Origin of the sequence: Kribbella albertanoniae (assembly GCF_004348455.1) — a bacterium.
In the GTDB taxonomy this organism is placed as follows: Bacteria; Actinomycetota; Actinomycetes; order Propionibacteriales; family Kribbellaceae; genus Kribbella; species Kribbella albertanoniae.
This window is the reverse complement of record NZ_SMKA01000082.1, coordinates 18,524-29,610: the sequence shown is the minus strand read 5'-3', so window position 1 is coordinate 29,610 and position 11,087 is coordinate 18,524. Positions and strand designations below refer to the sequence as shown.

The window sequence follows — 11,087 nt, the reverse complement described above, 5'->3', positions numbered from 1 at the left end:
GCCGTCACCCCTCACCCCACAGGCCTACAACTCGACCTACCGCCCCACTCCTACATCACCATCTCCGTCACCCTCGCGTAACCGCGTCCTAGAACACGAATCCGCGGCTGGACCGCCCTTCCCACAACGTCCGAAGGATCGGAGGCGGGCTCTCCGGATCTTCGGACGTTAACCCCAGCTCCCCGCTAACGTCCGAAGGATCGGAGGCGGGCCCTCCGGTTGTTCGGACGTTACGGGCAACCAGGCGAGCGCTCCTGCACAAGCCCCCAAACCGGTTTGGGGTGGATCCCCCGCGGTTCGGCGTTAGTCGGCAACTTTTCGGGTCTATGTGACGAAAAATCACCGGCTAACGCGCGGAGGGCCCGGGGATCGGGACCGTGGGGCCGCAGCCACCTTGAGCGCCCACCGACCATCTGGCAGCCGGCGGAACGGTTGGACCGTGCTCAAGGTCGGGCGGGTGGCTCACCTTGGGCGCCCGTCGTTCTCGGGATGCCTATTACGTTGCAGCGCGCTGACTGTTAGCGTTAACTCCGGTGGTTCTCCGCCGACCGTCAGCCGCATCACACCCGGCCATCACCACAGAGGGCAATCTATGACCGCGAATGTTAACGCTCACAGTCAGTACGTCGTCGGGGTCGACTTCGGCACGCTGTCCGGCCGGGCCGTGGTGGTCCGGGTCGCGGACGGCGCCGAGGTGGGTACGGCGGTGTACGAATACCGGCACGGTGTGATCGAGAACCGGCTGCCCGGCTCCGATATCGCTCTCGGGCCGGCCTGGGCGTTGCAGGCGCCGAGCAACTGGCGCGACGTACTGCGGAATGCGGTCCCGGAGGCGGTCGCGACGGCCGGCATCTCGGTGGACGACGTGATCGGTATCGGCACCGACTTCACCGCGTGCACGGTGCTGCCGACGCTCGCCGACGGGACGCCGCTGTGCGAGGTGCGCGGGATGTGGTTCCGTCCGCACGCGTGGCCCAAGCTGTGGAAGCACCACGCTGCGCAACCGCAGGCGGACCGCATCAACGCCCTAGCGGAAGAACGTGGCGAGCCCTGGCTTCCGCGGTACGGCGGCCGGATCTCGTCCGAATGGCAGTTCGCCAAGGCGCTGCAGGTGCTGGAGGAGGATCCGGAGACGTACCGGCGAGCCGATCGCTGGATCGAGGCGGCCGACTGGATCATCTGGCAGCTGACTGGTGTCGAGACTCGCAACGTGTGCACGGCCGGTTACAAGGGCATCCACACCGAGGACGGCTACCCCTCCCGCGAATATCTCGAGGCCCTGAACCCCGCGTTCGGTGACTTCATCGCCAAGCTGGAGCATCCGCTGTCCCCACTCGGCGGACTGGCCGGCCGCCTCACCACGGAGGCGGCCGCACTGACCGGGCTGCCCGCAGGGATCGCCGTTGCGGTCGGCAACGTGGACGCCCATGTCACCGCGGCCGCGGCCGATGCGGTCCGGCCCGGCCAACTGGTCGCGATCATGGGTACGTCGACCTGCCACGTGATGTCGTCCGAACAGCTCGCCGAGGTCCCCGGGATGTGTGGGGTCGTGAAGGACGGCATCGTTGACGGACTGTGGGGCTACGAGGCCGGCCAGTCGGCGGTGGGCGACATCTTCGGCTGGTTCGTGGACACCGCCGTACCGCGGGAGTATCACGAGGAAGCGCAGCGCCGTGGTGAGTCGGTGCACGACCACCTCGCGTCACTCGCCGAGCAGCAGGCGGTCGGGCGGCACGGCCTGATCGCGCTCGACTGGCACAACGGCAACCGGTCCGTCCTGGTCGACCACGATCTGTCCGCCGTGGTGATCGGGCAGACGCTCGAGACGAAACCGGAAGACACCTACCGCGCACTCATCGAGGCCACCGCGTTCGGCACCCGCACGATCCTCGATGCCTTCGACAAGTCCGGCGTACCGGTCAACGAGTTCATCGTCGCCGGCGGGCTGCTCAAGAACCGGCTGGTGATGCAGATCTACGCCGACGTCCTGCGGCGCCCGCTGTCGGTGATCAGTTCCGCCCAAGGGCCTGCCCTCGGGTCCGCGATCCACGCGGCGGTTGCCGCGGGCACCTATCCGGACGTGCCCAGCGCAGCCGCCGCGATGGGCGGCCGCACCGAGGCCGCCTTCGTCCCCGACCCCGACCGTGCCGATATGTACGACCGCCTGTACGCCGAGTACCGCGACCTGCACGACTATTTCGCGGGCGAGCGGCACGGCGGTAGCGGCGTACTGCACCGGCTCCGTGCCCTCCGGAACGAGGTAGCGAAGTGACCGTCAACCGGCTCCGCGAAGAAGTCAGCGGGCTGCACAACGAACTGGTTCGCTACGGCCTGGTGGCCTGGACAGCCGGCAACGTGTCCGGCCGGGTCCCCGGCGAGGACCTGTTCGTCATCAAGCCCAGCGGCATCTCGTACGACGACCTGAACCCCGACGCGATCGTGGTGTGCGACCTGGACGGGAAGGTGGTCGAGGGCGACCTCGATCCCTCCAGCGACACCGCGGCCCACGCCTACGTGTACCGCGAAATGCCTGAGGTGGGCGGAGTCGTGCACACGCACTCGACGTACGCGACCGCTTGGGCTGCCCGGGCCGAGGCGATCCCGTGCGTCCTGACCGCGATGGCCGACGAGTTCGGCGGTGAGATCCCGGTCGGGCCGTTCGCCCTGATCGGCAACGACGACATCGGCCGCGGCATCGTGGCGACGCTGTCCGGGCACCGCTCCCCCGCGGTCCTGATGCAGAACCACGGGGTGTTCACGATCGGCAAGGACGCGAAGGCGGCCGTCAAGGCGGCGGTGATGTGCGAGGACGTCGCCCGCACCGTGCACCTGGCCCGGCAGGCCGGCGACCTGACCCCCATCGCCGCGGAAGACATCGACCGGCTCTACGACCGGTACCAGAACGTGTACGGCCAACGATGACGGAGACAGCTATGACCTCGACCGAAGTCTGGTTCCTGACCGGCAGCCAGAGCCTGTACGGCGCGGAGACCCTGCGCCAGGTAGCCGACCAGTCGCGCAGCCTGGCCGAGCAACTGGAAGCATCCGGGGACCTGGCCCCTCGAGTCGTCTGGAAGGACGTGCTCACCGACGCGGACTCGATCCGCCGGGTCTGCCTGGAGGCGAACGCGAGCGACGCCTGTATCGGCGTGATCGCGTGGATGCACACCTTCTCCCCGGCCAAGATGTGGATCGCCGGTCTCGACGCGCTCCGCACCCCACTGCTGCACCTGCACACGCAGGCGAACGTCGAGTTGCCGTGGGCAACGATCGACATGGACTTCATGAACCTGAACCAGGCCGCGCACGGCGACCGCGAGTTCGGCTACGTGCAGACCCGCCTCGGCGTCGCCAGGACCACGGTGGCCGGGCACGTCGCCGACCCGGCGGTCCGCGCCCGGATCGGCGTCTGGACGCGGGCTGCGGCAGGGTACGCGGCCATGCGGACCATGCGGGTCGCGCGCTTCGGCGACAATATGCGCGATGTCGCCGTGACCGAGGGCGACAAGGTCGAGGCCCAACTGCACTTCGGGGTCTCGGTCAACACGTACGGGGTGAACGACCTGGTCGCGGTCGTCGACGAGATCTCCGACTCGGCCGTCGACACGCTGCTCAAGGAGTACGACTTCGACGTCGTACCGGAGTTGCGTCCTGGTGGTGAGCGGCACGAGTCGCTGCGGTACGCCGCGCGGATCGAGGCCGGACTCCGCGCGTTCCTGACCGACGGTGGTTTCACCGCGTTCACGACGAACTTCGAGGACCTCGGCGGGCTGCGGCAACTTCCCGGCCTGGCGGTCCAGCGGCTGATGGCCGATGGCTACGGGTTCGGTGGCGAAGGCGACTGGAAGACGTCTGTCCTGCTGCGCACGCTGAAGGTTGCTGCCGGCAACCTGCCCGGCGGTACGTCGTTCATGGAGGACTACACGTACGACCTGACCCCTGGCGCGGAGCGGATCCTCGGCGCGCACATGCTCGAGGTCTGCCCGTCCATCGCCGCCGGCACCCCGACCTGCGAGATCCACCCGCTGGGTATCGGCGGCCGCGAGGACCCGGTCCGCCTGGTCTTCGACGCCGCGCCCGGCCCGGCCGTGGTGATCGGCATGGCGGACATGGGCGATCGCTTCCGCTTCGTCGCCAACGAGATCGACGTGGTCGTCCCCGACCACGCACTCCCCCAGCTCCCGGTGGCCCGGGCTGTGTGGAAGCCCCGGCCGAACCTGCGCACGTCGGCCGAGGCATGGCTGACCGCCGGCGGCCCGCACCACACAGTGCTCAGTACGGCGCTCGGTATCGACGAACTGGCCGACCTCGCCGAGATGACCCACACCGAACTCGCAGTCATCGACGCCGACACCACCACCCGCCGCTTCACCCAGGAACTCCGCTGGAGCCAGGCCTACTACCGCCTCGCCCGAGGCTTTTGACCGATAGCACCAACTAGTGAGGAGACATCGCCCCATGGCCCTCAACCGACGCACCTTCCTACTCGCCGCCGGCACCACGGTCGCGGGTGCGGCAGTCGCCGTACCCGCGCACGCCCGAGAACTCGCCTGGGAAACAGCACTCCCGGCCAACAGCTTCGGCAGCTACTCCGCCCTGGAGTCCAGCTGGAACTACCTGTATCCGTGGGGTTCCGACCACAACGGCACCGCCCGGATGTATGCGAGCCGCACCGACCACAACCACGTCTACCTCGAGTCCGGCGGGGTCCTCGTGCTCAAGGGATCACGGATCAACTGGGACGAGGGCAAGAGCAGTAAAGACCCCTACCTGCCGATCCACTACCACTCCGGCGCGATCCACTCGAAGCTCCAGGTGGTCGTCAACGACCGCTACCCGCAGTGGGAGGTCAAGGGCGAGTTCCAGGCGCCGTCCGCTCGCGGCACCTGGCCGGCGTTCTGGCTGACTGGAGTCAACAGCTGGCCGCCGGAGAGCGACATCCTCGAGTTCAAGGGTGACGCCCGGAACTGGTTCAACACCTATGACGGCGGGTGGGAGAACACCATCGTGCCGGTGTCGAACCCCGGCGGCTGGCACAGCTACCGCGCCTGGATCAACAAGATCAGCGCCACGGACGTCGAGATCCACTACTACCTCGACGGCAACTGGGTCGGCCAGCATCGCGGGAGCAATTTCGTCGGCAAGCCGATGAACATCATCATCAACCTGCAGATGGAGGGGGCCTCGGGTTCAGGCCCCTCCGGTGACACCTACTATCGCGCCCGCAACGTGTACGTCGGTCGCGCCAACAACGGCTAGTTCAGGGGCAGCCAGACCCGCATGGCACCGGGTCCCCGATTGGCCCAGGCGTGGTACGGAATCGCGGTGACCGTGATCGCCGTACCGGCTTGAGCGTCCGGCTGGTAGGCCTTGTACAACTCCGCCTCGAGCGATCTGGTGACGGCTCCGAGGCGGAGCCTGACGGGGGTCAGGTCGTCGGGTGTGCGCTCTTCGGTGATCGGGGCCGAGGCGTCGAGGCGTAGTTGCTCGACCAGTACGTCGTCGGCCAGATCGGCCTGCTCGACGCAGTACACGAGTGGTCCGCGCTCGATCGCCACACAACCGCGGACAGCGTCGACGCGCTCATCGGCACGGGTCAGCCGGGGAGTCATCGGCAGGCTGAGCCGCACCGTCGCGCCGTCTTCGCAGGCCACCCGCACATACGCGCCCGGGACCGGCTCGACGAGTACCTTCGCATCGGTCACCTCGAGAGTGGCATCAGTCGCCCAGCTGGGTACGCGAATCGCCAGCTCGCCGTGCCCGCTGACCGTCACCACCAGGTCGCCATCCCAGGGATAGCCGGTCTCGACGACGGCGGTCAGGGTGTCCGTGCTGAACGTGCCCGCGGTGAGCAGATGCAACTGGAGTCCGGATCCGTCCGCGGTCGCCGCGTAGCCGTGCAGCGAAGCGAGCAGGCGGGCCAGGTTCGGCGGACAGCAAGCGCAGGCATACCACGGCAGCCGCTCGCTGGGTGCGTCCTCGCTGGAGCCGTCGTGGCCGGAGCGAAGCTGCAGCGGGTTGGAGTAGAAGAAGGCGGTTCCATTCGTCGTCATCGAAGCGGCGATGGCGTTGAACAGGGCGCGCTCCATCTCCTCGGCATACCGGGCCTGGCCGGTCGCGAGCAGCATCCGCCAACACCATTGCAGGGCAGCGATCGACGCGCACGTCTCCGCGTACGCGCGGTCCGGCGGCAGTTCGTAGGGATCGCCGTACGCCTCGTCGCGGTGCCGGGAGCCGTGGCCGCCGGTGAGGTACAGCTTGCTGCCGAAGGCGCTGTCCCACAGCTGTTCCATTGCCTTCAGCAACGACTCGTCGCCGTTCTCGAGGTAGAGATCGGTGACTCCAGCGGCCAGGTACAGCTGCCGCACCGAGTGGCCGATGGCCTCGGTTGCCTCGCGCACCGGCAGGTGATCCTGGTAGTACTGCGGACCGAAGCCGCCGGTCAGCGTCCGCTGCCCACGCCGCTCGACCTGCAGCTCGGCCGCGCTCAGATAGGACTCCTCACCGGTCTCCCGGTAGAGCTCGATCAGCGCGGTCTCCACCTCGGGGTGCCCGTCGATGAGCGGCACAGTGACGATCAGGTCAGCCACTCTCCGCGCGATCGCGAGGATGCGCGTGTCGCCACCACCACGATGCAGGGCCACGGCGGCCTGCAGGAGATGGCCGGCGCAGTACAGCTCGTGACTGTGTTCGAGGTGGCCGAAGCGTTCCTTGCCCGCGGTCCCCTGCACATAGGTGTTGAGGTAGCCGTCCGGTTCCTGCACCCGCTCCAGCAGATCAGCCACCTCGGACAGCACCTCGGCCCACTGGTCGGTGCCGCTGCGGCCCATCTCCCAGCCGATCGCCTCGAGTGTCTTGTAGAGATCTGAGTCCGCAAACCAGAACCCCTCGAACTTGCCCGGCGGCGGCTCCTCGGTGAGCCGGCTGAAGTTTTCGAGCACGCCGGTACGCCGGATGTTCTCCAGGCAATGCGGAATCGTGGCGGCCGCGTTCAGCTCCTGCCAGTTGCCCAGCAGCGAAGCGGGGTCGAGTCGGGCCGCGCTGAGTGGCAACGGAGCGACGTACGGAAGCCTTCGTGGTGCCGCTGGCCCCAGCACGGTCATCGGGTTGTTCCCGCGCGCCGTTTGTTATAGATGTCGAAGGCAACGGCAAGCAGCAGCACGAGGCCCTTGACGATGGACTGCGTCGACTGCTCGACACCCATCAGCTGCATGCCGTTGCTCATCACGGCCATGATCAGACCGCCGACCACCGCGCCGACTACAGTGCCGACGCCGCCTGCTACTGCGGCGCCGCCGATGAAGGCAGCTGCGATGGCGTCGAGCTCGAACATGTTGCCGGCCGCGGGCTGCGCGCCGTTCGAGCGGGACGAGTAGATGACACCGGCGACACCGGCCAGGAAGCCCATGTTGACGAAGATCCAGAAGTTGACCTTGCGGACCTTCACTCCGGACAGCATCGCGGCGGACAGGTTGCCGCCGATCGCGTAGACCTGACGGCCGAAGACACTGCTCTTCGTCATCAGGCCGTAGGCGAGCACGAGCACGGCCAGGACGATCAGCACGATCGGCAGGCCACGGGCGTGGGCGAGCTGCCAGGCGAAGTACATGACGACTGCCGCGACCAGCAGCACCCGGGCGACGAACAGCGGGAACGACTCCACCGGCTGCTCGTAGCGGATCCGGGCCAGCCGGGTCCGGAAGACGCTGACCGTGTACCCGGCGACCGCGATCCCCGCGATCAGCAAGGTGAACGCGTCGTACCCCTGACCGCCGAGCAGGCCGTTCAGGAAGCCGCCCGCCACCTTCTGGTACTCGGGCGGGAACGGCGACAGCGAGACGTTGTCGAGCACCTGCAACGTCAGTCCCCGGAACAGCAGCATGCCGGCCAAGGTGACGATGAACGCGGGCATGCCGACGTACGCGACCCAGAAGCCGTGCCAGGCACCGACCGCGATCCCGACCGCTACCGCGGCCAACGCACCGACCGCCCAGGGCTGATCGTTCTGGATCACCAGTACGGCGGACACCGCGCCCGTCAGCGCGACGATCGAACCGACCGACAGGTCGATGTGCCCGGCGATGATCAGGATCACCATGCCGATCGCGAGCACCAGGATGTAGGAGTACTGCAGCACGATGTTGGTGATGTTGCCCGGGCTGAGCAGCACACCGTTGGTCAGCACCGTGAACAGCGCCACGATCGCGACGAAGGCGATGTAGATACCGCTCTGCCGCAGGTTGCGCATGATCAGCGTGCGCGGATCACTGGTACCGGCGTGCAACGCCGCGGCCGGGGCGCTTTCGGCCACCGCGGGCTCCGGTTCGGTCCTGGTCATCCTGCGAGCTCCTTCTCCATCGTCATGAGCGCCATCAGGTCTTCCTGGGTCGCCTGCGCGACCGGGAGTTCACCGGTGATCCGGCCGGCCGACAGCGTGTAGATCCGGTCGCACGTCCCGAGCAGCTCGGGCAGCTCCGAGGAGATGACGATGACCGCCTTCCCCTGGGCCACCAGCCGGTTGATGATCGTGTAGATCTCGAACTTGGCGCCGACGTCGATCCCGCGCGTCGGCTCGTCGAGGATCAGGACGTCGGGATCGGTGAACAGCCATTTCGACAGCACGACCTTCTGCTGGTTGCCGCCGGACAACGTGCCGACGACATCGAGCACGGTGCGGGTCTTGATGTTCAGGTCCCGCCGGCTCGCCTCGGCGACCTTGATCTCCTCGTTGCCGTCGACCCAGCCGCCCCGGGCGAGCTTGTCCAGCCCGGCCGCCGAGACGTTGGTGCGGACATCGGCGATCAGGTTCAGGCCGTACCGCTTGCGATCCTCGGTGGCATACGCGATGCCGTTGTCGATCGCCTCGGCCACCGTGCGCGCCCGGACCTGCTTGCCGTGCATGTACACCCGGCCGCTGATGTTGCGGCCGTAGGAGCGCCCGAAGACGCTCATCGCCAGCTCGGTCCGGCCCGCGCCCATCAGTCCGGCGATGCCGACCACCTCGCCGGCCCGGACGTTCAGGTCGGCGCCGTCCACCACCTTGCGGTGCTGAACCGGATGCCACACCGTCCAGTCCTCGATCCGGAGCACCTCCTCCCCGGGCGCGGAGTTGCGCTCGGGGTAGAAGCTCTCCAGATCGCGCCCGACCATGCCGCGGATGATCCGCTCCTGGGTCACCTCGCCGGCGCGCATGTCGAGGGTCTCGACCGTGCGGCCGTCCCGGATCACCGTGGTGGAGTCCGCGATCGCGGTGATCTCGCTCAGCTTGTGCGAGATCATAATGCAGGCGATGCCCCGGTCCCGGAGCCGCCGGAGAAGGTCGAGCAGGTGCGCCGAGTCCACGTCGTTCAGGGCGGCGGTCGGCTCATCGAGGATCAGCAGTCGGACATCCTTCGAGAGCGCCTTGGCGATCTCGACCAGTTGCTGCTTTCCGACCCCGAGCTGGATCACCGGGGCGACCGGGCTCTCGTGCAGCCCGACCGAGGCCAGCAGTTCGCCGGCCTCGGCATTCGTCCGGTTCCAGTCGATCAGTCCGTTGCGGCCGCGCCGTTCGTTACCGAGAAAGATGTTCTCCGCGATCGACAGGTACGGCACCAGCGCCAGTTCCTGATGGATGATGCCGATCCCCGCGGACTCGCTGTCCCGGATGCCGGCGAAGTGCACCGGCTTGCCGTCGAACCTGATCTCACCGTCGTAGCTACCGCTCGGATAGACGCCGGACAGCACCTTCATCAGCGTCGACTTGCCGGCCCCGTTCTCGCCGCAGATCGCGTGGATCTCACCCGGCCGGACCTCCAGTGAGACGTCCTGCAGCGCGACCACCCCGGGGAATCGCTTGGTGATTCCCCGCATCTCGAGCAGTACGTCGGTCACTTGGTCTTACCGGCCGCCACCTGCGCGGCCGTGTAGTAGCCGGAGTCGACCAGCGCCTTCGTCACGTCCTCCTTGAAGACGGCCTGGATCGGCAGCAGGTACGCCGGAACCACCTTGACGCCGTTGTCGTAGGACTTGGTGTCGTTGGCCTCGGGCGTCTTCTTCTGCAGGAACGCCTCGGACGCAGCGACGGCCTGGGCGGCCAGCTCGCGGGTGTCCTTGAAGATCGTCGAGCTCTGGATGCCGTCGTTGATCAGCTTGACCGACGCGATCTCCGCGTCCTGCCCGGTGACCGCCGGCAGCGGGCTGGCCGCCGTACCGTAGCCGGCGTTCTGCAGTGCGGTGATGATGCCGCGGGAGATGCCGTCGTACGGCGAGAGGACGCCCCCGACCTTGCTGCCGTCGTTGTACGTCGAGGTCAGCAGGTCCTCCATCCGCTTCTGCGCGGTCTCCGACTGCCAGCGCAGGGTCGCGATCTGCTCGATCTTGGTCTGCTTCGACTTGACCACCAGCGCACCGCTGTCCAGGTACGGCTGCAGAGCCTCCATGGCGCCCTTGAAGAAGTAGCTGGTGTTGTTGTCGTCCAGCGATCCGGCGAAGAGCTCGATGTTGAACGGGCCGGTCTTGGTGCCCTTCGAGCCGTCGGCGTTCTCCAGGCCGAGGCCGCGCAGCAGCGACTTGCCCTGTGCGAGGCCGACCTTGTAGTTGTCGAAGCTGACGTAGAAGTCGACGTTCTGGCTGCCGCGGATCAACCGGTCGTAGGAGATGACCGGGATCTTCTTGTCGGCCGCCGCCTGCAGCTGGCCGCTCAGCGCCGTACCGTCGACCGCCGCGATCACCAGGACGTCGGCACCCTGCGTGATCATCTGGTCGACCTGCTGGGACTGGGTCGGGATGTCGTCGTTCGCGTACTGCAGGTCGACCTTGTAGCCCTTGGCCTCGAGCTTCTCCTTGACCGCCTTGCCGTCCGCGATCCAGCGCTCCGACGTCTGGGTCGGCATCGCCACGCCGATGGTCAGATCCCCGGGCTTCTGACTCGCGGTGTCGGTAGCCCCACCCGCGCCCTCGCCCCCACAGGCCGCAAGACCGAGCACCAGCAGAGCGCCACTCAGAGTAGCCACAAACCTCTTGTTCACAACATTTACCTTCCGGAGCCCCACACGACTGTTAGCGCTCACATGTTTGCGCTCACACAGCCCCGGGTCAAGAGCCCC

8 protein-coding genes are annotated in these 11,087 nt (G+C 67.5%); 4 read left to right on the top strand and 4 right to left on the bottom strand.

Translation table 11 applies throughout. The annotated features are described in order from the left end of the window. The first annotated feature begins 592 nt into the window (after positions 1-592). Genes araB through E1261_RS19225 form a run of 4 tightly spaced genes read left to right on the top strand, consistent with a single transcriptional unit; the run spans position 593 to position 5,259 of the window. The gene (araB, locus tag E1261_RS19240; protein WP_132408280.1) at positions 593-2,272 is read left to right on the top strand and encodes a ribulokinase; all 1,680 of its coding nucleotides are present in this window, start codon (positions 593-595) and stop codon (positions 2,270-2,272) included. Further along, positions 2,269-2,922: an L-ribulose-5-phosphate 4-epimerase gene (locus E1261_RS19235; protein WP_132408278.1), complete on the top strand. Its 654-nt coding sequence runs from the start codon at positions 2,269-2,271 to the stop codon at positions 2,920-2,922. Before araB ends, E1261_RS19235 begins: the two co-directional genes overlap by 4 nt. An 11-nt stretch (positions 2,923-2,933) precedes the next feature. Continuing rightward, entirely contained in the window at positions 2,934-4,424 is a 1,491-nt protein-coding gene (gene araA, locus E1261_RS19230) for an L-arabinose isomerase (protein ID WP_202874833.1), read from the top strand. A gap of 34 nt (positions 4,425-4,458) precedes the next feature. After that, entirely contained in the window at positions 4,459-5,259 is an 801-nt protein-coding gene (locus tag E1261_RS19225) for a glycoside hydrolase family 16 protein (protein ID WP_132408274.1), read from the top strand. On the opposite strand, the gene E1261_RS19220 is transcribed toward E1261_RS19225, so the two are convergent. Genes E1261_RS19220 through chvE form a run of 4 tightly spaced genes read right to left on the bottom strand, consistent with a single transcriptional unit; the run spans position 5,256 to position 11,009 of the window. Next, the gene (locus tag E1261_RS19220) at positions 5,256-7,103 is read right to left on the bottom strand and encodes a glycoside hydrolase family 127 protein (RefSeq protein WP_132408272.1); all 1,848 of its coding nucleotides are present in this window, start codon (positions 7,101-7,103) and stop codon (positions 5,256-5,258) included. The genes E1261_RS19225 and E1261_RS19220 overlap by 4 nt on opposite strands. Then, positions 7,100-8,338: a multiple monosaccharide ABC transporter permease gene (gene mmsB / locus E1261_RS19215; RefSeq protein ID WP_132408270.1), complete on the bottom strand. Its 1,239-nt coding sequence runs from the start codon at positions 8,336-8,338 to the stop codon at positions 7,100-7,102. The genes E1261_RS19220 and mmsB overlap by 4 nt, the downstream gene beginning before the upstream one ends. After that, positions 8,335-9,873, bottom strand: a complete 1,539-nt coding sequence (gene mmsA, locus E1261_RS19210; protein WP_132408268.1) for a multiple monosaccharide ABC transporter ATP-binding protein — start codon at positions 9,871-9,873, stop codon at positions 8,335-8,337. Before mmsA ends, mmsB begins: the two co-directional genes overlap by 4 nt. Then, complete coding sequence (gene chvE, locus E1261_RS19205; protein ID WP_132408266.1) at positions 9,870-11,009, bottom strand: multiple monosaccharide ABC transporter substrate-binding protein; 1,140 nt, start codon at positions 11,007-11,009, stop codon at positions 9,870-9,872. The genes mmsA and chvE overlap by 4 nt, the downstream gene beginning before the upstream one ends. Positions 11,010-11,087 lie beyond the last annotated feature (78 nt).

Coding starts and splice junctions, on each gene's coding strand:
- araB (WP_132408280.1), top strand. CDS start 593: ATGACCGCGAATGTTAACGCTCACAGTCAGTACGTCGTCGGGGTCGAC.
- araA (WP_202874833.1), top strand. CDS start 2,934: ATGACCTCGACCGAAGTCTGGTTCCTGACCGGCAGCCAGAGCCTGTAC.
- E1261_RS19225 (WP_132408274.1), top strand. CDS start 4,459: ATGGCCCTCAACCGACGCACCTTCCTACTCGCCGCCGGCACCACGGTC.
- E1261_RS19220 (WP_132408272.1), bottom strand. CDS start 7,103: ATGACCGTGCTGGGGCCAGCGGCACCACGAAGGCTTCCGTACGTCGCT.
- mmsB (WP_132408270.1), bottom strand. CDS start 8,338: ATGACCAGGACCGAACCGGAGCCCGCGGTGGCCGAAAGCGCCCCGGCC.